Raw genomic sequence first — 22,889 nt, 5'->3', positions numbered from 1 at the left:
TTTACACCATGAAAAAGCCAATCATTGCCCTGTTCCTCAGTTTCAGCGCGGTTACGCCGGCCCTCTACGGTCAGAAAGTGGGCGGCCCCTGCGAGGGTTGCGAAGCGATTTACGAAAATACCGTGCCGTTCGAAAAGCTGGAGAGCTTCGTCAAACTGCCGGGAGTGACCTGGGACGGTAAAAAACCGCTGGGCATCAACGGCACCGTATACAGGGCCGACGGCAGCCGGGCCGCCGGGGTCGTGCTGTACCTTTACCACACCGACGAAACCGGCCATTATACGGCCAAAGCCGACGCGAAAGGCTGGGAAAAACGGCACGGTTCGATCCGGGCCTGGGTGCGTACCGACGGGAACGGTTTTTACAAATTCGGCACGCTCCGACCGGCCCCCTACCCCGGTCGCGATGAACCGGCCCACATCCACATCACGGTGAAAGAACCGGGCCTTAATGAGTATTACATCGACGAATTTGTGTTTGATGACGACCCGCTTTTAACCGCCGATCAACGGAAAAAGCTGGAAAACCGGGGCGGCAGCGGCATCGTCAAACTGGTCGATGTGGGGACTATGTACAAGGGCGAACGCAACATTTACCTCGGCAAAAACATCCCGAACTATCCCGGCACCAGGACCCAAACAACCCCCTAAGCTTTCCAAAAACCGCCCATTTCCGAACCGCACCCCCGGGCGCGGACGGCTACCCGCATGCCCAACCTCCGGTTAACCCGCTCTTTACTCCCGCATCAATCCAGTATGAAACCGCTCGTTTTCTTTCTGTTTCTGTTTGGCTGGCAACCGGCTTATCTGCGGGCGCAGGAGCTGGCGGATCAGGGCCGTGTACAAGGCGTGGTCGCGGATTCCCTGACCGACAAAACCGTACCCTTCGCAACCGTTGCCCTGTTTCGGGGCGATTCGCTGCTCACGGGAACGCTCACCGATAGTTCAGGTCGTTTCGAGTTGCGACGGATTCCGTTTGGCAGGTATCACCTGACGTTTAGCAGGGTGGGTTACCGGTCGGCGCAAACGCCGGTCTGGACGCTGAGCGCCGGAAAGCCCGGTCTGGATTTGGGAAAAACCGCGATTCGTCCGGATGCGAAAACCCTGCAAACCGTCACCGTTCGGGGGCAAAAACCGCTCGTTGAGCAGCGGGTCGACGGCCTGACGTTCAACGCGGAGAGCTTACCCGCCATTGCCGGCAGCAACGGCGCCGACGTGCTGCGCAGGGTGCCGCTGCTCACGGTCAACGCCAACGGCGAGCTGTCCATGCGCGGCAGTTCGCAGATCCGGGTTTTCATCGACGGCAAACCGTCCGAAAGTTACGCGACCTCGGTAGCGGATGCCCTGAAAGCCATCCCGGGCGAAACCATTGTCAAAGTCGACGTAATCACGCACCCGTCGGCCCGCTACGATGCCGAAGGAACCGATGGCGTGGTGAACATCATCACCCGGCGCAACCGCGAAAACGCCACCAGCGGCACGATCCGGGCGGTTTTGGCCAACCGCAGCGAACAACTCATGGCCGATGTGCAGCGCAAGTCGGGGCGGTGGCTGCTGAAAGCCGACGGTTTTCAGCAAGTCTACTGGAACCGGAACGGTGCCGTGCTGGAGCGGGAAACCGGGCGGTTTCGGATCGCGCAGAAAAGTGAATCCCGGCAGCGGGGCACTTATTTTTTCGGCGGGGCCAGTCTGCTCTACAGCCTGGATTCGCTCCATACGCTCAATGTGGGCTACCGCGCCCGGTCGACGCCGTTCCGGACCAAAACCGTATCGGACAATTTTTATGCGGAAAGCGAAATCCGGCAACCGGCCTTCCGGCGGACCATCGACGCGCCCATCGACAACCAGGGCCACACCTTCACCCTCGGGTATACGGGTTCGTCGCGCGACCGGCGGCAGGAATTTTCCCTGCTGGGCCTGTATTTTCGGTTCGGCGGCCTCAGCAGCTACGCACTGGATCAGGAACGGGACCACGCGATGGAGTACCGGGAGAACTTCAGGAGCCTGACCCAAAACCGCGATCTGATGCTTCAGGCGGATTATTCGCTCGCCTTCACGGATCAGCTCAAGTGGGAAACCGGGGCCAAGCTAACCCGGAAAACACTGCGGAGCGACAGCCGGTTTGGCATCTATGATGTTGATCAAGAAACCTACGCAAACGATCCGGTTCGCTCGAATTTCTTTTCCTACGTCAGCACGGTGTATGCGGTTTATACCAGTCTCAGTGTCCGCCGGAAAGCCTGGCAGCTGGTGGCCGGAACGCGCTATGAGCGAACGGATTTGGGGGCGGTTTTTAAAACCACAGCCCTCGAAATTCCTTCTTTTCAGAACCTGGTTCCCAATCTGCTGATCAGCCGCACGCTGAATCCGAAAAGTACGCTGAAAGCAAGTTATACCGTCAAACTGGTCCGCCCCTCTTTCAATACCCTGAATCCGACCGTAAACAACAGCGATTCCCTCAACATTCAATTTGGCAATCCGCGGCTGCAACCCGAACTGACGCGCCGGTATCAGTTGAGTTATGCCCGCAATGCCACCCGGTTTTTCACCGACATCAGCCTGTTCTACAACCACAACCGCAACAGCATCGAAAGCATCCGGACCGCCCGGCCCGACGGCGTTTTTGAAAGCACCTGGCAGAACATCGGCCGAAACCGGCGGCTCGGTTTGTCGCTTAACCTGAGCTGGAAACCGTCTTCCCGGCTGAACCTGAGCGCAACGTTTACTCCGCAGTATGGCTGGCTGGAAAGCCGGGTGCTCCACCTGGCCAACCGGGGTCTGATGCGCGAGCTGGTGCTGAACGGCAGTTACAAGCTCCCCCGCGGATTCAGCATCGACTTTTACGGTTTTTTCGAAGGCAACACCCTCCGGTTGCAGGGCTACCGGACCGGCTGGAAATACTACAGCCTGACCTTCAACCGGGAATCGACCAGCCAACGGTTCGTGATGAGTCTCCGCCTGGACACCATCCTGACGCCCCATACGTTCATCACGGAAGAAACCCGCACCGACGCCTTCCACCAAACGCAGACCTACCGCGTTCAGAATCAGCACATCCGGCTGACCTTTTCGTATAAACTCGGCAAAAAAGAAATCAAGGGACCGCGCGTCCGGCAGGCCGAAAACCCGGATTGACCCCGATTGTCCCGCTGGCGGCTGTGGTTACTTCGTCCGTTTGGCCGAATCTTTTCTGGTTTTGGGGCTCCCTTCCGGCGCTTTTTTCAAATACGGTTGGAGCTGGGCCGCCAACCGCCGGTAGCCTTCGGCATTGGGGTGCAGGCCGTCGCTGAAAAACGCTTCGTCGATTTTGCCGTCCGGTTTCAGAAAAACCGTACCGGGCTGGGCAAACCGGACGTTCGACTCCCCGGCGATCTGCGCCAGTTCCTCGTTGAGCGAAGCCAGTCGCTTTTCTTCGTTTCGGCGGGGCAAAATGCCGATCAGCAGGATTTCGGCCGTGGGCTGGCGAATCTTAACCGCCTGAATCAGAAACTTCAGTCCGGCGGCAATTTCGGCGTCCGAATTCCACTGGAGGTTGTTGGTGCCGATCATCAGCACCACCTGCGCGGCCGCGTAGTCATCCAGTTCGCCGTGGTACACCCGCCAGAGCACATTTTCGATACGGTCCCAGCCGTAGCCCAGGTTCTGAACACCCAGCGGTTCCAGCACGGTTTTCCAGGAATCGGCCCCCTGCGCGAGGGGCGCTTTCGGCTCCCCACCCCAGTAATGCGTAATGGAGTTGCCGATGTAAACGATGCGGGGCGGGTTGGTTTTCAGCCGGTCCATGATCGCGCGGTGGCGGGTTTCCCAGTCGTACAGACGGGAATCGCGGGATTGAATCCGGGGTTTCATGGTCGAAACCGGGCCCGATGGTTCCTGCAGAATGACGCGCAGCGTTCGTTCGTACGCATCGGCGTACTGCTGCATCCCCAGATCGGTCGGGTGCGTGCCGTCCACCATCGCGTCCGGTTCCAGGTTGATCTGCGCTTTGGGCAGCGAATAAAGCCCGTCGATGCCCTCGCCTTTCAACTGCAAAAAGGCCTGCCGCATGATTTCGTTGACTTCACCGTACGACCGCCGACGCCCCGGGTTGATCTCGCCGTCGGTATAGCCCGCGTGCTCGACCAGCAGAATCGGCACCGCCGGGCGTTTCTGCCGCAGCGTCCGGACCGACTCCAGAATGCGGTTTTTTACCTCTTCCGCCGTTCGTTCGGGCGTCGTGATCAGGTTGGGCAGGCAATCCAGCACGTAAATTTTAGCGTCGATTTGCGGCAGTAGCTCCACAATTTCCTTTTCCAGCCGTCCGTTGCCGGAAAAGGCCAGGTTGATCAGCGGCCGGTCGAGTTTCCGGCCCAGAATCGCCGTCCAGGCCATGCCGGGCCGCGACGCACAGGCGCCCTGCGCAATGGACGTGCCGTAAACCACGATGGGCTTGTCGGGCCGGACGGGCAGGGGCGTCAGCGTTACGTTTTTGGGCACTCCGATTTCGAGCCATTTCACCGAGTTATACAGCGGCAGATACAGGCGGTATTCGCGGCCTTTCTGGTGGTAGGTGTCGTTGGGTTGCAGGTTGGCAAACTGGTACTGGATGGTATCGCCAAAGGTAAACTTCCCGGTGCAATACAGCCAGTCGCCGTCGCTAGTTCCGGCGTAAAGATCGACCCCACTGGCGCCGGTTGCGGCCATGTGCGGCAGGGCGTGCTTGCCCTCAACGGCGTACCGGACCACGATCTTATCGGTGCTGGCCCGAAACCGGATCATCAGACCGGCGGCATTGCGGGACAGGTTCCAGACCGCTTTTCGAACGCTCCGCTCGGATTCGGACGGCAAGCGATCGTACGGATTCCGGAGGGTCTGGCCCGACCAGGCCTGGCCTTCGATTACCGGAACGGTGACGCTGGCGGGATTCCACCAGACGTAATCATCGGCGGTTTGGGCCAACGGGGCGGGTCCATTCAGGAAAATGAACAGGGCAAAAAAGAGCAGCGTTTTTTTCATCGGAGTCGGGTTCAGGCGCCGGCTGGCGGGGCAGCCGGTGATTCGTCAAAAATACGCAGGAACTCGAAAAATCCACTTTTTATTCAGCCGGTTTCAGCATTAGGTCCCGGCAATGGCTCCGGCTAGTTTTCAAACCGAAGCGGGAAGTTGGGGGCGGATGCTTGTTTTGACAAACGTTCTGAAGATGAGGATAAAACAAACCCGGCCTAAAATAGGCCGGGATGTAATACATATTCTCTGTCTTACCTAAACACAGGTAAGCGCTACAAATTTTGCAATTTTAGCACCGAGTAACTCCTGTTTAACAAAAAAGTTTTTCTGATTACAAAAAAGTTATAAAATGATTTTTGCGTAAAAGCCATCTTATTGGTTGCTGAAACGATTAAACGGGTCACTTTCAAGCGATAAACAGTCAATTCTAAACTTCCACGCTCGTCTTTGTATGTACTTAAATCTATAAATAATCCTATTCATTTAATTTTAGCAGCCCATCTCCTCAACGGCCGCCTTTCCTGCGGGAAGCAATTTGATGCACACTATGGGCAATATTTACCCCACGGATAGGGCTACCCGGATCAGTACTTCAGGAAATGATTTGTCCAATTTTCCCGGTGCAATGGAAAAACCAAACCATTTACCGGCCGGCCGGACGAATCAAAATGTGCCGGGTTCGTATCTGTTGGCCTTTTTTATCAATGAGCTGGGCGATATGGTAGCCGAATTCCGTTTGAAACGGTTTGGTAAACGCATGGACCGCTAGCGCTCTGACTTCCTTCTCGAAGGCATCCACAAACGTACCCGGTTTTGACCACCCTAAATCCCCACCCTTTTCACCCGATCCTACATCCTGGGAATACTGACGGGCCAGCTCCCCAAAATCGGCGCCTTTTTGCAATTGGTCGTACAGCTTTTCGATCTGCTCTTTGGCCTGCTGATCCGTATACGCCAGCTTGTTCTGAGCCGCTACAGGCACCGCCAGACCGAAAATGAAAAGCAAAGAAACAAGTATATTGTTCATCAGGTATGGGTATTTAAAGCAAGTAACGCAGCCCATACCCGCCGATTATGCCGCTATCTCCCTTTTTAGCTTAATTTAACAAATCAGGCGGGTCCGCGCCCTTTTTACCGAAGAAAACCGGGGCATCCGCTTTCAGCGCGGGCGGTGCGGATCCGAAAACCGGGGGTTATTGACAAAAACCGTATCGGTCAGCAGGTTCAGGAAAGCGAGGAGATCGGTTTTTTCGGCACTCGTCAGGCCCAGTCCACCGGCCCGGCCCGGAATCAGTTCGCGGGGCAGCGCGGTATTGTCCTGAACGTGCTCGCTGTAATGATCGAGCACGGCCGCCAGCGTGGCAAACCGGCCGTCGTGCATGTACGGAGCCGTCAGCGTGATGTTGCGCAGCGTCGGCACCCGAAACCGGCCGTGATCGAGCGTCAGCCCCGTCACCTCCTGCCGCCCCGGATCGGCAGCCTGCTGATCCAGCCCGTTGTTATGAAATAACTCCTGCATGAGCCGGGGGCCGCCGTGGCAGTGGGCGCAGCTGCCACCCCGAACGCCTTTTTCGGGGTTGGGAACCGCCGAAAACAAGCGCAAGCCGCGCTCCTCCGGGGCCGTCAAGGAATACGTCCCGGCCAAATACCGGTCATAAGGCGAATCGGCCGATATCAGGCTGCGCTCAAACTGCGCGATGGCCTTGCTGATCCGGGCGTCGGTGATGGTGTCGGAGCCAAAAACGCGCCGGAACAGGGCCGGATACGGCGCGTTTTTCTGCAACATTCCGGCCGCGTCGCCCGGCCCCGCGCCCATCTCGTCGGCGTGTGCCAGCGGAAGTAAAGTCTGTTCTTCGAGGCTGCCCGAGCGTCCATCCCAAAAAAACCGCCTGACCCACAGCAGGTTCACCAGCGACATGGCATTCCGGCGCGTCGGTTTGCCACTCACGCCAACGCTCAGCGCCAGCCCGTCCGTAAACGCCCGCGCCTGCTGGTGGCAACTGCCGCAGGAAATCGTACCGGTTTTCGACAGACGCGGTTCGTAGAACAAAAGCCGCCCCAGGTGAACGCCTTCCTGCGTCATCGGGTTGTCGGCCGGAATGCTGAACCGCCCGCCAAACGAAGCCGGAAAATGCAGGAGAAAAGGCCCAGTCGGCACCGGATCGTCAGCGGTTTTCCAGGCTGCCAGCCCGGCCACCGACACCATCCCGAAAAGAAGTAACCACCTGCCGATCATGACCTTTATTTTGCAAACCGCACCTCAATGCTTTTCACCTCCCGAACCCAGCGAGCCGGTTTTTTCTCACCGGGAACCACAATCCGGTACGGCCCGACGCCCGTAGGCAGGGGCGCTCCATCGACGCTGTCGGCGAGAAGGATGGTCCGCGTTGCAAAGTCCGGGTCCAGTTCGGGCAGCGCAAACAGCGCTTCGTAACCGTCGATGGCCTTAACAACCACGTATTTCATCAGGTTTTCGCCCCGCAGCTCCCCGCCCTGCGTGGCGCCGGCCTGTTTGAGCAACTCGGTCAGCGGAATACCCGCATACCGGTGTTCTTTGCCGTCGCGGTCTTTGCCGGTCACCTCCACGTGCGGCATCGCTTTCAGATCGGCGGCCTGAAGCGCCAGCGGTTTGGTGACTTCACCGGAAATGGATAATTGCCCGAAACTGCTGCCCGCCAGCAGGCAAAGGGCGAACAGCCCAGCCGCCCGGCGAGCCAAACCAGAGCAAAGCGAAAGTGGAAGCCTCATAAATTGGTGATCAAAAGGTTGATAAAGTAAGTGCGGCCGGGTTCGGGGAAGCCTTCAGCCAGCGCGTAATTGCGGTCGAACAGGTTGTTTACGCCCCCTTCCAGACTTATGTAACGCCAGATTCGGACGGAAGCCTTGGCGTAAGCCACCAGAAAACCGCCCGCCCGGGTGCCGTAACTGGTGCTGTAGCGAGCCGAATTGTGTTCGACATTCGCCACCAGCGTTGCCCGACGCAGCAGCTGCGCCTGGGCAAAAACAAGCACTTTATGATCGGGCACATCCAAAAACTTCAGCTCCGGATTGCTCAGGTTCGCCCGGTGAATGTACGAATACTGCGCTCCGGTCTGGAAAGCCGCCCCGATTGGCACCCGTACCGACGCATCTCCGCCGTAAAACTCGGCGCGGCCGGTATTCTGAAACTGATAAACGCCCGGCTGCACATTATTCACCTGCTGAATGGCATCGCTTAACCGGCTGTAAAACAGATTACTCTGAAAACTTACGGCCCGACCCGGTTGGCTCATCGCAAACTGACTGGTGTATGCGGCTTCAAGGTGCGTGGCCGTTTCGGCTTTCAGATCCGGATTCGGGATGGCGGCTCCCATGCGGTACGAATACCGGTCTTTGATGGTGGCAAACCGGGTTTTCCGCGCCACCGTCAGGCTCCATTGCCGGTTTTCGGCCGGATTGTAGAATAAACCGGCCTGCGCGTTCAGGGCCGAACTGTTGTTGCCGGTGAAGGGCGTAATCAGTTTGGTGGTGCTTTCGTAGTTTTCCGCCCGCAGGCTCTGCCGGGCGTTGTAGCTGACGCCGGGTACCAGCGACAGCCGGCTGGTCAGGCGATACACCTCCTCGACACCCACCGACAGCGTCTGGTCGATAAACGTCCTGACCGGTTCGCCGAGGTTGTTTTCGCGGTGCCGATCCTGTTTGTAGTGAAACGATGCTTTCAGATTGTGGCGGTTGCCCAAGCGGTTGCCGTATTCAAGCGAACCGCCTTTCGTATCGTCGTTGTAGTAACTATTGAACGATGCCCCCCGTCGCTGGGTCGAGTAGGTGTTGTCGTCGAAAGCGCTCAGGAGGTTTTTGAAGCGGTCGTAAAACAGCCGGATTTTCAGGTAGCTGCTGGTGGTCAGGGCCGTGCGTGAGATAAAATACCAGCTTTCCTTGTTCCAGTAGGGCCACTGCCAGAACCGCGCATTCTGCCGGGAATCGGTGCCCGCGTAGGGCGGGGTGCCCTTGGTGCCCTGCTGGTTGACGTAACTGAGGGTGTATTCGTCGGTGGCGTTGGGCGTAAAACCGGCTTTCAGGCTGTATTTCCGGTCGTTGCGGTAGGCGTTTTCCCGATTCCCGCCGTCCTCCTGCGGCCGGGCTTCAAACTGGCCCGAAAGCGGAAACGTTTCCTGCTTCAATTGCGAAACGGAACCCTGGAAGTAAAATTTCCCCAGGTTCGTACCGAGATTCAGGTTCAGCCGGTGTCCCTGGCCGCTCATCAGACCGGCCCGCCCTTCAAATTCCAGCCGCTGCTGCGGTCGGCGCGACACCAGGTTGATGGCCCCTCCCATCGTGTTCGGCCCGTAGGTGACCGATGAAAATCCTTTGGCCACATTGACCTCCGCCAGATCGAAGGTGGTGAACCGGCCCAGGTCCACGTAGCCGTCGTAGGGCACATACACCGGAATTCCGTCGATGAAAACCGGCACCTGCCGCAGATCAAAACCGCGCACGTGAATCATCGTTTCGTTCCGGGCGCCCACGTTCGACAGTGTAATACCCGGCAGCAGGTTGAGTGCCCGCCCCACGTCGAGCCGGTTGAACGCTTCCATCTGGCGACTCGGGGCCGTGCTGGTCGAATCCAGGCTCCGGCGGCCCAAAACCGTTACCTCCCCCAACCGAAACACCCGGCCTGAGTCGACCTGACTAACCGATTGCGCACACGCCGGCTGGATCAGGGAAATCAGGCCAAGAAAACTTCCTAAAAAGGTGCAGCTAGTAGTGATTTTCATCCAGTCAGGGTTAAAAACAAAGCGTTATATTTTGACAAATATAACGCTTTTACTGAATGGACAGGGGCCGTTGGCTACAAACCGGCGCTTCTCAGTGAAAAAAGTGGACGCCGATCATCAGCAGGTGCAGCACGACGTTGATCGCAAAAAGCTGGAGACAAAACCGCACGGACAACAGCCCCAGGTTGGAAACCAGCACGGCAAAAAAGCCAGCCACGGCGATTCCGGCAAAAACGTCGCTGTAACCGAAATCAAAATATTGGAAAATCAGCAGCGAAATCGGGCTCAGGATGCAGCCCTGCACCATCAGCATGGCGCCCATCATGGTAAACCGGTAGTCGCCGGTTTCGATCAATTTGATCAGGTTCGTATAGCGGGTAGACCCGTTTGTGGCCGTGTTGGCAATCGGTTGGGCGGGAAGAGCAAGTTTCGTGTTCATCGTCGTATCAGGAAGAAGTTGATGACACAAAGATGGCCGTTGCAATGCGCCGGAGGGATGACCGCCGTCAGTCGCCCGCCTGATCTTCCCATACGGTTTTGGCTGAGGATCGTTAGCCGGAAACCTGACGAATGTCATGGCAGAAAACCGGCCGAACCGGAACCTTTGCGGGAAATATCGACCGGATGGAATCCTCAAAAACGTCAATCAGTGCCCCGGACCCGCTCCAACTGGAGTATTGCCGCACCGAAAACCAGCGCCGGACAACGGCCCTGACCACTTATCAGCAGGAAATCAGCCAGTTACTGGCGTTGCTCGACGACGTGCTGGCGCAATATAATCACCCGAATCTGCGGCACCGGGCCATCGACTACCACCAGCGGCTCGGCCAGTTGAAAAGCTGGTTTAGCCGGCTGCGTTCCGACCTGATCTGCGAAACCTGCGCGCCCCACACCCCGCTGCCCTGCCAGGCCGTGCGGTTTAGCCGGACGATCCCGCTTCCCGCCCAGTTCGCCAGTCTGTCCGATGAGTTTGCGCGCACCAAAGCCGGTTGCTATCAGTTTCTGTCGGTCATGGTGCAGTTGAATTTGCTGTAAGGCACAGGAAGAATACGGTGCGGGATAGCAACGGCGCCGACCGCCCGGTTCTACCCCGTACGACGGTTCAAGCCTCACCTGCAGCACGCGGCTGGTTCAGCATCGGTTGCGGTTTCCAGTACGTCAAACTGCGCCAGAGCCACTCCAGCGGGCCAAAGCGGAAGTAATGCAGCCAGATCGGCGAGGCAATCAATTGAAACAGCCACACCGCGCCAACCACGTAGAAAAGCGCGTGGTACGACAGTTTGCCGTAATACCCCAACCCGTATCCGTTGAAAAACAAGGTGCAGATCAGGCTCTGCATCAGGTAGTTGGTAAACGCCATTTGCCCAACGGCGATCAGCGCCTTCATCAGCCAGGGCACGACGCCGGAGCGGTAGATCAGGATCAGTAAACTGGCGTGGCCGACCGCCAGCAACACCCGCCGAATGTCGTACAGAACAAACGGAAACACGCGGTACGCATCCACCGCCGACCCCTGATCCCGGAGGTAATTTTCGTAAAACTGGACATAATTCCAGCTGACAGGCAGGCCCAGACCGTAGCCCAGCAGCAGGGTGACGGCGTAGGTTCGGGTGGATAATTTGCCGGATAGAAACCCCCAATAGAGCAGGGCCATGCCCACAAACATCATTCCCAGCATGTCCCAACCGCCCGAATAGGTCCAGATTTCGCTTTGACTGCTCTGGGGCATGATGTGGGCAAAAACCGCCGGATAGTCGCCCCGCATTTCCGTCAGCGTTTTCGCATCTTTGGCCGAATCCGCTTTGAAATAACCCGTAAACGTCTCCCAGCCCGCTTTGGCTTCCAGCTGTTTCGGCGACGGTTTTTTATGCTGCTTTTCGAGTTTGACGGCTTCGAGGTAACCCGCCCGATTGTCGCGGACCTGACTGTCCCACTGGTTATTTTTAAACACGCCGATGCCCGCACAACAAAGCGCCAGCCCCAACAGCCAGCCCGGTTTCAGCCGCCGGAACGGATAGAGCAGCATCCCGAGCAACCCGTAGGCAAAGAGAATATCGCCCTCCCACAGCAGCACAAAGGCATCGAACAGCCCAAACAGCACCAGCCACAACAACCGGCGGTAGTAGAACTCAACCACCGACGGACCGTTCGCCAACTCGGGTTTGTTGGTGGCAAACAAAATCATACCCGCCCCAAACAGCATCGAAAAAAGCCCGCGCATGGTGCCTTCGAACGCCGTGCCGACAAACATAAAGGCAAAATAATCCCAGCTGTCGTGGTGTTTAACGATATCCAGCACGCCCGACCGCAGGTAACCGAAGCTGGGAATGTTCATCATCAGGATGCCCAGCAACGCAAAACCCCGAATGAGGTCAATACTGGGCAGTCGCTCGGCACCCGAAACCGGGCGGGGCGACTGGGTTGGGGGTGCCGCTGTATAATCGGCGACAAGGGAGCCACCGGCCGTGTCGGTAATGGCTTGAATTTGTAACGGATTCACTTCCATAATACACTGGTTTGGCAATCGGATGATGAGGAAAGTCAGGTTGTTGCAACGGCGGTTTGGGAAGCCGCAGCGACCGGTTCGGACCGGCGGAAAGGCGGTTTTTCGCCGTAGGTCAGCGATCGCCAGAGCCATTCGGCGGGTCCCAGGTGAAAATACCGCAGCCAGACCACGCTAAAGACCAGTTGCAGCAGCCAGATTTCGGCCACCACCAGGTAGAGTTTGTAAACCGGCAAACTGCCGAAATAGCCCAGGCCGTAGCCGTAGAAAAAAACCGTACCAAACACGGTCTGCATCAGGTAGTTGGTCAACGCCAGTTGCCCCACGGCCCCCAGGGTTCGCCAGAGGCCCGCTCCCACGCCCAACCGATACAGCCACACCACCAGCCCGGCCCAGCCAACCACCGAAAAACCGCGTTCGAAGGGCTGCACCAGTTCGCTCCACGGCAACGTGCCCGACCGGTGCAGTTCGGTGAAATTTCCGATCTGGAGTTCATACGACGGCAGCGCTGCCCAGGCCAGCGTTTGCCCGATCACCAGACCACCGACGCCCAGGATCGCCAGCCGGCCGGTGGTCAACCCGCCGGTAAAAAAGCCCCACCGCAGCAGCGCCATGCCGAGCAACATCATCGACAGCACATCCCAGATGCCCCGGCGGTAGAACGCATACGACTGGAGCGACTGAAGCGGTTCCATCAGAAAATTCCAGACTGTGGCGTAATCGGAGCGCATCGAGGTGATGTCGGCCTGGACGGTTTTTGCGTCGTAAGCCCGCCATTTCGTCACGCTTTCCCAGTCCGATTTGTCTGCTTTCTGTTCATCGGTCAGCTTCACTTTTTTGTTTTTTTTCTCCAGCGCCACCACCTTCGCGTACTTCTGGTATTTCTGCTGCTGTTCCGCGTAATTCCAGTAGCTTTTCCCGCTGAAAAACAGGCCGGTCACCAGCGCGCCCACGAGCAGCGCCCGCGCCGACAGCCGGTGCAGCGGAAACAGCAAAATACCCGCCACGCCGTATTGAAACAGCAGGTCGTTCGGGCAGAGCAGAATCAGGGCGTTGACCAGCCCGAAAGCCATGAGCCACAGTTGCCGCCGGAGAAACAACTCGGGAACGGCCAGCCCACCCGGTTTTTTGGCTTTGGTCAGAAACAGGATGAGTCCCGCGCCGAACAGCAGCGAGAACAGCGCCCGCATTTTGTGCTCGACCAGCACATGCGCGATAATCAGCAACCAATAATTGCCGCCCTGGGGCCCGGCGATGAGTTGGCCAACCTGCATTTCCGTCAGGCCGAAGCGCAGAATGCTGATGAGCAGAATGCCCAGCACGGCCAGTCCGCGCAATATGTTGAGGGTCGGGATGCGGCCGGTCCGATCCATTCCGGAATGCGGAAACGGTTCAGGCGCGGCCGGATGCAGTTCGGCCGTAACGGAAACAGAAGATTCCATTCAGACAAGGGGTAGGTTAAGAGATGGTAGATAATAAATCTATGTAAGATAAACACTTACGATTTTGTCCCAATTAAGTTTTGATTAAAAGGCAAAACCCTCGTTAGGCATCGGAACGCTTCGGTTTTTACCAAACCGGTATCCTAAACCGGAAAACCGCCCGGATCCGATCCGGCGCCAATTGAAACGGAAACGCCTTTTTTTATTCGGCGGATCCGGTTTTTCGCCGGATTGGTTTTAGGCAAAGTCCGGTTTTGCATGACTTAACGAAGCTACGAAGGACATCCGGACGGTGATTGTATTTTTGCGACATTCGCCCGCGCAGGGGATGGTGGGCTGTCGATCTTACCGGATGCGGAGGTGAAGCACCTATTTAATCCCGGCCTGCTTGTCCAGCTCCGGCAGTTGCTTTTTGTATTCGGCCACATCCCAGGCGATGTTCCAGCGTTTGACGTAATCGGCCAGGGGCGGCAGACCCACCTCCGCCCGCCGTTGATCGACGTGATCCGGATCATTCAGTGGCAGCACGTAGGCTTTGCCGGTTTTTTCATCCTGCCCGATCTGGCTGCCGTAGCTCTGGCGTCGGCCTTCGCCCAGCGCCACGCGGTCTTCGAGCAACGCCAGAGCGCTGGCCTCCGCTTTTTCGTCTTTCACGGCCTGTCGCATCATCGGCAGGTACCGCTGCTGCGTAGCCAGATCCGCGTGCTGAATCACCAGAAACAGCGTCATGTTGGCTTGTGGCCCCACTTTGTCTTCGCCCACCCAGCCGTGCTCATCGAGAATGTTTTTTATCTGAATCAGATTCAGGCTGTCTTTTTCCTCAATGGTTTTCCAAAGTTCCTTGATCTCTTTCGACTCAAAACCGTATTTTTCGCCCAGCTCATTGATTTTCAGCCGGTCTTTCTGGTCACTTTCGTAAATCGCCAGCAGCCGGTTTTGCAACGGTTTATCGTAACTCGCTTCAAGTTGATCGACCTTGGTTTGCAGGTTGGCCACCAGCTTTGTCCACGCCGTTCGGCCGTGCAGCCCGGTCAGATCGCGGTCGGTTTTCAGGTGACGGATGTTAGTGAATCCCTGGTCGATGGCCTGATTCAGCCACTTCAGCGCCAGTTTCGAATCTTTCGTCAAAGCCGCCGAACAGGCCGCATTGTAAAAATCCGAGCCGGTTTCCGATTCCAGTTTGAAGGCCTTTTTGTAAAGACTGACCGATTCCTCATACGCTTTATCGGTGTATTTTTTTTCGGCTTCGCGGATCAGCGAAGCATACTCCTGCCCGTGGGCCAGCGCGTGAAACAAACCAAAGAAGAGCAGAAAGGCGGTTTTCATGGGCGGTTTTGCAGAATGGGCCCGGCAAGATAACTATATAGCTAGTTATTCTTTAGCCTCCCGCTGAAAATTTTAAACCGGAATTTCCCGCTGCTCGTCAAACTGGCTGCTGTACTCCGTAGGCGTCTGGCCAAACTGGGCGCGAAAAGCCCGGCTGAAGTACTTCGGATCGCTGAAACCGACCGCAAACGCCACCTCGGCGACGGACGCTTTCCGCTGTTGCAGCAGGTGTTCCGCTTTTTTGAGCCGCGTAGTCCGCAGCATATCAATGACCGACAAGCCCGTCAGCATCTTCACCTTCCGGAACAAAACCGGGCGGCTCATGCCCATCTCGCCCACCAGACTGCCCACGTTGAACTCGGCGTCGCTCAGGTGTTTGTTCAACACGCCCATCAGCTGGCTCAGGAATTTGTCGTCGGGATGCTCCAGCGCCTGCGTTTGCGGTTCCAGCATCACCATGCGGTGGTACTTCGTCTTCAGTTGCTCCCGCAACAGCAGCAGATTCGTCACCCGGGCCTGCAGCAAAACCGGGTGGAACGGCTTGGTTACGTAATCGTCGGCTCCGGTTTGCAGGCCCGTCAACTGATTTTCCGTGGTTCCTTTCGCCGTCAGCAGAATAACCGGAATGTGGCTGGTCCGGGCGTCGGACTTGATGCGGTGCGTCAGCGCAAAACCGTCCATGAGCGGCATGGCCACGTCGGTAATGACCAGATCGGGCAGCAGCTGCGCGGCTTTTTCCCAGCCCGCCCGGCCGTCGGCGGCTTCGATCACCTGAACCATTCCGCCCAGCAAATCCCGGATGTACGCCCGAATATCTTCCTGATCCTCCACCACCAGAATAAGCTTTTTGCCCGGAACCGTCCCATTTTCCGCGTCCGCCGGCGCGCCGATGGCATCCGCAAAAGCCGGGAATTTCACCGACAGCGGTTCCGGTTCGGCGGCCCAGTCCAGCCGGGGTGCGGCCAGGTCGGGGCGGGTTGCGGGCAACGTAATGAGGAACCGCGTAAAGCCCGCCGTTCGGTCCTGCTGCTCCCGGCTCTCGACGCGGACGTGCCCCTGGTGCTGATCGACAATGCGCTTGCTCAGCGCCAGACCCAGCCCAAAACCGGTGTCGCGCCCGTTGACCTGATTGACCTGATAAAAGGGATTGAAAATATGATCGAGTTCAGCCGCCGGAATCCCGCGCCCCGTGTCTTCAACGGTGATCACGGCCTGGTCCGGGGTTTCCGACGCGCCAAAATCGGACTGCAAGCGGACCGTGATGGAGCCACCGGCGGGCGTAAATTTGAACGCATTCAGCAGCAGGTTAGACACCACTTTCTCGATTTCACCGGCGTCGATCCAAACCAGAAAAACCGCCACTTCCGATTCATTGATCAGCGTCACCTGACGCGAGCGGGCGTGTTCGCGAAACGAATCCGTGATTTTTTCGAGAAAAACCACCAGATCGGTTTCCCGTTTTTGCAGGCTGACGTGCCCGGTTTCGTGCTTTCTAAAATCCAGCAACTGGTTCAGCAGCCGCAGCAGCCGGTCGGTGCTCCCGCGCATAATGGTCAGTTGTTTCTGCAGAAATGCATCGTCGGGGCGGTGGCTGGTCAACACCTCGATGGGGGCCATCACCAGCGTCAGCGGGGTGCGGATTTCGTGGGCAATTTCCGTGAAAAAATTCAGCTTGGTCTGGTGCAGCTCCTGCTGCCGGGCTTTTTCGGTATGCTCCAGTTCCAGTTCGTGCGTCAACCGCAGCCGGTTTCGGTTGACCCTCGACCAGAGCCCCAGCAAACCCAGGAAAGTCAGGACGTACAGCCCGTACGCCCAGGCGGTTTTCCAGATCGGCGGCAACACCGTGATGCTCAGTTCCAGCGGTTTAGCGTTCCAGACACCGTCGTTGTTGCTGCCTTTCACCTGAAGCACATACGCGCCGGGGGCCAGATTCATGTACATGGCCCTGGGTTCGCTCACGTAATTCCAGTCCTTGTCGAAGCCCAGCAACTTGTACGCGTACCGGTTTTTAAAGGAATTGACGAAATTGAAAGCCGCAAAATCCAGCGAAAACACGTTTTGCCGGTGCGTAAACGTCAGCCCTTTTTCGTACTGAATGCCGGCCGCCGACAGGCTGCTCACGGGTTCGTTGAATAACCGCAACTGCGTGAACGCCAGCCGGGGTGGCGTGGTGTTGCGCCGGATGCTGTCGGGGTGGAAATAAACGATGCCGTTGTAGCCGCCGAAATACAGAAAACCGTGGCCGTCCTGGTGCGCCGAATTAGAGGTAAACTCCTTGGAAACCAGTCCGTCGTACTGGTTGTAGGAAACGATTCGGGACGTTGCCGGATCGAGTTGCGCCAGGCCGTTGTCGGTGCTGATCCACAAGCGCCCCCGCGCATCTTCCCGAATCCCAAAAACCGTGTTGCTGGGCAACCCCTGCGCCGTGGTGTAGTGCCGGAAGGAGCGCTGGTCGGGCAGGAGCCGGTTCAGGCCGCCGTCGCGCGTGCCGATCCAGAGCCGGTGCTGCCGGTCTTCAAAAAAACAGGTAATGTGGTTGCTGCTGATCGAGCGGGCGTCGTGGTCGCGGTGCAGAAAGTGCACAAACGCAGCGCGGCCCGGCTGTTTCCGGTTTAAACCGCCCGTCGTGCCCACCCACAACTGGCCCCGGCTGTCGATCAGTAAACTGGTGGCGTTGTTCGAGCTGAGCGAGTTTTGATCCGCCGGTTGATGGCCCAACTGCACAAACGACTGCGTTTCGGGCACAAACCGACACAGCCCGCCCAGGTTCGTGACAATCCAGAGGGTTCCGGCCGCATCGCGTTTGAGGTCGTAAATGCGGTCGTTCGGCAGCGAATGCGGATTGCCGGGTTCGTGCAGATACCGCGTGATCGTTTGCCGGCGCAAATCGAGGTAATTCAAGCCCTGAAGGGTGCCGATCCACAGGCCGTCCGGCCCGTCGGTCAGCAGGCATTTTACCTTGTCGTTGGACAGCGAATGGCGGTTTTTGGGGTCGTGGACGTACTGCCGGGCGATGGTTTTGTCGGCATTGAGCAGAAAAAGGCCGCGATCTTCGGTGCCGAGCCAGAGCTGATCCGGGGTGCTGGCGGGCAACATCGGGCCCGCAATTTTAAACGGCATTCCGCCCGCGTCGCCCAGGGGATGGTAGGACCCAAACTGCCGCGCCAGCGGACTGTACTGATCGACGCCCCCGTAATACGACCCCACCCAGACCGAACCGTCGCGGTCGCGAAAAACCGACCGCACCGAGTTGTCGCTGAGCGAAGCGGGATCGGTGGGCTGGTTGGTCAGCGTGCGAAACCGGGTGCCGTCCTGCGTCACAATGTGCAGTCCCGACATCGTTCCCACCCAGAAATTGCCTTTGCCGTCCGGCTGAATGACCCGAATCGCCTGCGTACTGAGGTCCAGACCGGGTACGGCATTCCACGAAATCACCCGGCCGCGCTGCTTATCAAACCGCGCAATTCCGTGCCGTTCGGTGCCCAGCCACAGCCGCCCCGCCCGGTCTTCGGCTATCGTGCTGATGCCGTTGAACGGGTTGTGATACACCAGATCCGTTGGTTCGAGCGAATACGGTTTCAATTGGTACTTCCCGGAAGGAGTCGGACGCAGGCTGACCAGACCGCCGTTCGTACCGACCCAGAGGGTATGGTCCGCGTCTTCGTGCAACGCCCGAATCTGCTGGTTTTTCAGGTTCAGCCGGTCCGGAAGCAGCTTGGCCAGCGGTTCAAACCGGCCCGCGTTGTCCGGCTGTAAGCGGTATAAACCACGCAGCGTTCCAACCCAGAGGTGACCCCGGTGGTCTTCGGTCAGGCTCATGATCGTGGAATCCGCAACGGCCGCCGAACCGGGATCGTTGAACGAAAACCGCTGAAAATCATTCCATTCAGGCCGAAACAAGGCCAGGCCTTTCGTCGTACCGATCCACAGCCGCCCCTTTTGGTCGACCAGCAAGCTGTTAATGGTGTTGGACGCCAGGCTCTGCGGATCGTCGGGCCGGTTTTTGTAGACCACCACCTGGCGGGAATCGTAGCGGTTCAGCCCGTCGCGGGTACCGAACCACATAAAACCGCGACCATCCTGCGCGATGGCATACACGCTGCTTTGCGACAATCCTTCCTCCACGCCGAGGTGGCTGAACGCCTGGCCGCCCGGCTGTCCAAAAACCGCCGGAAGCAGAAAAAACGGATGGAGAACGCCCAGCCAGAACCAGGCGCGGAGTTTGTGATGAATCATCTTCGTATTCATAAACCATTCCGCCACCGGATTAATTGCCTACCGGAATGCATTTATTGTACAAAGATGCCGAACGGTTTTTCCTCCTTACGGACCCACGGACTTTAGTCCGTGTTTATAAAGTCCGTGGGTAGCTTACCAGCGAACGGCCTGAAATTTCCAGCCGGGTTGTTTTTTCTGCATTTCCGGCTCGTCGTCCCGTTTTTTTAAGCCACATGCCCCGTAATTCTGGTGCAGGGCGGCCAGGGCCGTGCGGTCGAGCTCGACGCCCAGACCGGGCTCCTGCGGCACGGCAACGGCGCCTTCTTCAAACGAAAACCGCCCGCCCACAATGACTTCGTCCGACTGCCACGGATAGTGCGTATCGAGCGCATACGGCACCTGCGGCAGGGCCGCGCCGAGGTGCACCATGGCCGCCAGCGAAATGCCCAAATGGCTGTTGGAGTGCATGGACAAGCCCCGACCGAAGGTTTCGCAAATACCGGAAAGCGTCATCGACGACCGCAAACCGCCCCAGAAATGGTGATCGCTCAGGATGATATCTTCGGAACCCAGGGCAATGCTGCTCGGAATGTCTTCGAAAGAGGTCGTACACATGTTTGTCGCCAGCGGGGTTTTGAGGGCTTTCCGCACCTTCGCCATCGCTTCCTGCCCCCGCACCGGGTCTTCGAGGTATTCCAGAATCGGCTCCATTTCCCTGCCGTACTGAATCGCGGTTTCCACTTTCCAGAGCGCATTCGGGTCGATGCGCAGCGGTACATTTGGCCCAAATTCCTGGTGCAGCGCAAACATAGCGTTGACCTCCTGCCGGGGCTCAAACACGCCCCCCTTGAGCTTGATCGACTGAAAACCGAACTCGGCACACATGGCTTTGGCCTGGGCCACAATTTCGGCCGGATTCAGGGCGCTGGCCTGCCGGGCAGCCGCCCAGCCCGTGGCGTGCGGATCGGTGTTGAAGGCCAGCTGGCCACCGGCCCCTTCGTATTTGTAAAACAGATAGGCCGAAAACGGCACCCGGTCGCGCATTTTGCCGCCCAGCAGATCGACCACCGGCCGGCCCACCACCTTCCCGATGATGTCCAGACAAGCGACTTCAATGGCGCTGAAAATGTGCACCATCTTGCGCTGATCCCAGGGCGCATCGCCCCGCTGCGCGGCCGTGTCGGTGCCAAAATGCTGGATCAGCACCTGCCGGATTTCGCTGAGCTGAAAAACGTCGCGCCCGATCAGCAACGGTTTCGACGCTTCCAGGGCCGCGTCGATATCGCTGTTTCCGGGAATTTCACTGATGCCCGAAATGCCGTCGGCCGTCACCAGCTCCACGATCGTCCGCAAGGCATACGGCGCGTGCAAACCGGCTGCGTTCAGCAGGGGCGGGTCCACAACGGCAATGGGCGTAATCGTAATTTCCCGGATGGTCGGCCCGGTTTTGTCAATGATGTTCACCTTCATACGCAACGCATTAATCCATTCTGTTAACTTCTTACTTCATCCGAAACCGCCTGCAACAAGCCTTTGATGTACCCGTAGGCAAACGAAAAGGCCTGGGGTCCGCTTGCGTGATCGGCGTGGTGCGGCACGTGATCCGGCATCACCATGCCGGAAAAACCGACATCGCGCAGCGCCCGCACGACGTGCAGGAAATTCATGTCGCCATTGTCCGGATACACCTCCTGAAAGTTGTTCCAGCCGCCTTTGATGTTCCGCAAATGAACGTTAAAAATCTGATTCCGCTCCCCCACCCACTTAATAATCGGCAGAATTTCGGTTTTCGGGTCTTTCAAGCCTTCCGCAATCGAACCGATGCAAAAGTTAAAGCCGTGGTATTCACTGTCGTAGAGTTTGGCAAACCGCTGAATGCCCTTGAACACATCCGGGCTGTTCCAGCGCGTAATGCCCCGGTAGCCCACGGGTGCCGGCGGATCGGCGATGTGGTTGGCCAGCCTGACCTTGTATTCCTTCGCGACGGGCAGCAGCCGGTCCAGCAGGTACGTAATGCGCTCAAACATCTGCTCGATGGTTACGTCGCCCGCGATGGTCTTCGGGTGGTTTTGCTTCAGGGCCTCTTCGTAATTCCAGGTGCTGTAGGTAGCATTGCCGCGCTTCACATCGGTGGTGCGCCCGGTGCGCAAAACCGGCAGGATCGTGGTGTTGTAATTCAGGACTTTAATGCCGGTTTTGCCGGCCACCTGAATCATCTGCTGCAAAATCTCGATGTCGCGGTCCCGTTCCGGGCTTTTGCCGAGCATGATGTTGGGGTATTCGGCTTTGTCGATGCCGGACGAAGCCAGCGGAAAATGGTAGGCATCCAGGCTGATGCCGTATTTCTCGCAGGCTTCCCGTTTTTTCATCGAGTCGTCGAGGTCCCAGCCTTTGCCGGCGATCGTTTTGGGCGCTCCGCCATCGAGGTTGTAGACCCCGTGCCGGGCTTTGAATTCGAGGTTTTCGACCGTCGTTCCGCCCGACTGGCAGCCGACTTTCATCAGCACTTTTTTGGGCACGGCGCTGCTTTCAGCGTTCGCCGATTCGGGGCCGAAAGCAGCCGCGCCGACCGACCCCACTGTAATTGCCTGGATAAAACTTTTCCGTTTCATGCTGGTAAGGGCTTTTTGGTGAATGGTTTACTCGTAAGCTGTTCGCGGTTTGCTGCCGCTGCTGATCAGGGGTTGTTATCCTGACGAGCCGTTTCCAGTTGCCGGACAATCGCGCTGTGGTCCAGTTCCGCGTCACCGGATTCGATGGCGGCTGTCATTTGTTCGGCAACCAGGGCCGTGGCTTTCAGCGGCACCGAAAATTCTTCGCCCGATTGCAAGGCGATTCCCAGGTCTTTTTTGTGGAGTTTGATCTTAAAACCGGGCGTAAAGTTGCGCTCGATCATTCGCTTGCCGTGCAGGTCGAGAATCCGGCTCTGGGCAAAACCGCCCAGCAACACCTCACGCATTTTTTCGAGATCGACGCCGGCTTTTTTTGCGAGCGTGAACGCTTCCGAAACCGCCTGAATGGTGATGCCGACGATCATCTGGTTGCAGGCTTTGGTCGTTTGCCCCGCCCCCGGTTCGCCAATCAGCACGATGTTTTTGCCCATCGCCTGAAAAACCGGCAGGGCGCGCTGGAAAGCCGCTTCGCTCCCGCCCACCATGATCGACAGCGCGGCCGAAACCGCCCCCACCTGACCTCCCGAAACCGGCGCATCCAGCGCGTCAACGCCTTTTTCCTGCATCGACTGGTGGATGGTCCGGGCCGTGGAAGGCGAAATCGTGGACATATCAATGAACAAAGCCCCCGGCTGAATGCCCTCCAGAACACCATCCGGGCCGGAAACCACCTGCTCCACGTCCGGCGAATCCGGCAGCATGGTAATCACGATGTCGGCCTGTTCGGCCAGGGCTTTGCGGTTCGGAAACGCGCTGGCTCCGGCTTCCACCAGTTCACCAGCGGCCTTGCTTTGTTCCAGAACCGCTACCGGAAAACCGGCTTTGAGCAGGTTCAGCGCCATCGGTTTTCCCATGATGCCCAAGCCAATGAATCCTATTTTTTGCATGTTTTTAATCGTTTACGGATATACGGTTTTCGGTATACGGTTTACAGTATTCGGTCTACAGTATTCGGTTTACGGTGGGCTGACGCGTGCTCCCTGCCGGAA

Annotated in this window: 16 protein-coding genes; 3 read left to right on the top strand and 13 right to left on the bottom strand. The window is 57.8% G+C overall.

Annotated features, from left to right (window positions below; translation table 11 throughout):
- Nucleotides 1–8: 8 nt before the first annotated feature.
- Together ACYVHX_RS05130 and ACYVHX_RS05125 are read left to right on the top strand one after the other, a co-directional pair.
- Nucleotides 9–650, top strand: a complete 642-nt coding sequence (locus ACYVHX_RS05130; RefSeq protein ID WP_460670548.1) for a dioxygenase family protein — start codon at nucleotides 9–11, stop codon at nucleotides 648–650.
- A gap of 105 nt (nucleotides 651–755) precedes the next feature.
- Entirely contained in the window at nucleotides 756–3,134 is a 2,379-nt protein-coding gene (locus tag ACYVHX_RS05125; RefSeq protein WP_460670547.1) for a TonB-dependent receptor, read from the top strand.
- Nucleotides 3,135–3,161: 27 nt separating this feature from the next.
- Here ACYVHX_RS05125 and ACYVHX_RS05120 read toward each other — a convergent pair whose 3' ends face one another.
- The 6 genes from ACYVHX_RS05120 to ACYVHX_RS05095 all read right to left on the bottom strand — a co-directional run bounded on the left by ACYVHX_RS05120 (nucleotide 3,162) and on the right by ACYVHX_RS05095 (nucleotide 10,178).
- Nucleotides 3,162–4,994: an SGNH/GDSL hydrolase family protein gene (locus ACYVHX_RS05120; RefSeq protein WP_460670546.1), complete on the bottom strand. Its 1,833-nt coding sequence runs from the start codon at nucleotides 4,992–4,994 to the stop codon at nucleotides 3,162–3,164.
- Nucleotides 4,995–5,628: 634 nt separating this feature from the next.
- Complete coding sequence (locus tag ACYVHX_RS05115) at nucleotides 5,629–6,012, bottom strand: peptidylprolyl isomerase (protein WP_460670545.1); 384 nt, start codon at nucleotides 6,010–6,012, stop codon at nucleotides 5,629–5,631.
- A gap of 132 nt (nucleotides 6,013–6,144) precedes the next feature.
- Nucleotides 6,145–7,221 carry a cytochrome-c peroxidase gene (locus tag ACYVHX_RS05110; protein WP_460670544.1) on the bottom strand — a complete coding sequence of 359 codons (1,077 nt, stop codon included), beginning with the start codon at nucleotides 7,219–7,221 and terminating at the stop codon, nucleotides 6,145–6,147.
- 5 nt (nucleotides 7,222–7,226) lie between these two features.
- Nucleotides 7,227–7,733 carry a molybdopterin-dependent oxidoreductase gene (locus tag ACYVHX_RS05105; protein WP_460670543.1) on the bottom strand — a complete coding sequence of 169 codons (507 nt, stop codon included), beginning with the start codon at nucleotides 7,731–7,733 and terminating at the stop codon, nucleotides 7,227–7,229.
- On the bottom strand, nucleotides 7,730–9,739 hold the full coding sequence (locus tag ACYVHX_RS05100; protein WP_460670542.1) for a TonB-dependent receptor plug domain-containing protein: 2,010 nt from the start codon (nucleotides 9,737–9,739) through the stop codon (nucleotides 7,730–7,732). Before ACYVHX_RS05100 ends, ACYVHX_RS05105 begins: the two co-directional genes overlap by 4 nt.
- A gap of 91 nt (nucleotides 9,740–9,830) precedes the next feature.
- Nucleotides 9,831–10,178, bottom strand: coding sequence for a hypothetical protein (locus tag ACYVHX_RS05095; protein ID WP_460670541.1), 348 nt, complete (start codon nucleotides 10,176–10,178; stop codon nucleotides 9,831–9,833).
- Between the two features lie 131 nt (nucleotides 10,179–10,309).
- Here ACYVHX_RS05095 and ACYVHX_RS05090 point away from each other — a divergent pair, with 131 nt between their 5' ends.
- Nucleotides 10,310–10,774: a hypothetical protein gene (locus ACYVHX_RS05090; protein WP_460670540.1), complete on the top strand. Its 465-nt coding sequence runs from the start codon at nucleotides 10,310–10,312 to the stop codon at nucleotides 10,772–10,774.
- A 67-nt stretch (nucleotides 10,775–10,841) separates the two neighbouring features.
- Here the strand turns inward: ACYVHX_RS05090 and ACYVHX_RS05085 are convergent, their stop codons facing one another.
- The 7 genes from ACYVHX_RS05085 to ACYVHX_RS05055 all read right to left on the bottom strand — a co-directional run bounded on the left by ACYVHX_RS05085 (nucleotide 10,842) and on the right by ACYVHX_RS05055 (nucleotide 22,787).
- Entirely contained in the window at nucleotides 10,842–12,239 is a 1,398-nt protein-coding gene (locus ACYVHX_RS05085) for a DUF418 domain-containing protein (protein WP_460670539.1), read from the bottom strand.
- A 41-nt stretch (nucleotides 12,240–12,280) separates the two neighbouring features.
- A complete protein-coding gene (locus tag ACYVHX_RS05080) occupies nucleotides 12,281–13,684 on the bottom strand; it encodes a DUF418 domain-containing protein (RefSeq protein ID WP_460670538.1) in 1,404 nt (467 codons plus the stop codon).
- A gap of 369 nt (nucleotides 13,685–14,053) precedes the next feature.
- On the bottom strand, nucleotides 14,054–15,010 hold the full coding sequence (locus tag ACYVHX_RS05075) for a DUF6624 domain-containing protein (RefSeq protein WP_460670537.1): 957 nt from the start codon (nucleotides 15,008–15,010) through the stop codon (nucleotides 14,054–14,056).
- A 72-nt stretch (nucleotides 15,011–15,082) separates the two neighbouring features.
- Nucleotides 15,083–19,258, bottom strand: a complete 4,176-nt coding sequence (locus tag ACYVHX_RS05070) for a hybrid sensor histidine kinase/response regulator transcription factor (RefSeq protein ID WP_460670536.1) — start codon at nucleotides 19,256–19,258, stop codon at nucleotides 15,083–15,085.
- A 123-nt stretch (nucleotides 19,259–19,381) separates the two neighbouring features.
- Nucleotides 19,382–20,698, bottom strand: a complete 1,317-nt coding sequence (locus ACYVHX_RS05065; RefSeq protein WP_460670535.1) for an enolase C-terminal domain-like protein — start codon at nucleotides 20,696–20,698, stop codon at nucleotides 19,382–19,384.
- A gap of 23 nt (nucleotides 20,699–20,721) precedes the next feature.
- Nucleotides 20,722–21,840, bottom strand: a complete 1,119-nt coding sequence (locus ACYVHX_RS05060) for a mannonate dehydratase (protein WP_460670534.1) — start codon at nucleotides 21,838–21,840, stop codon at nucleotides 20,722–20,724.
- Between the two features lie 65 nt (nucleotides 21,841–21,905).
- A complete protein-coding gene (locus ACYVHX_RS05055; protein WP_460670533.1) occupies nucleotides 21,906–22,787 on the bottom strand; it encodes a 2-hydroxy-3-oxopropionate reductase in 882 nt (293 codons plus the stop codon).
- Between the last annotated feature and the right edge of the window lie 102 nt (nucleotides 22,788–22,889).

The organism is Larkinella ripae (assembly GCF_054780775.1).
Note: the sequence above shows the minus strand (reverse complement) of the source record. Positions and strands in the feature narration are given on the sequence as shown.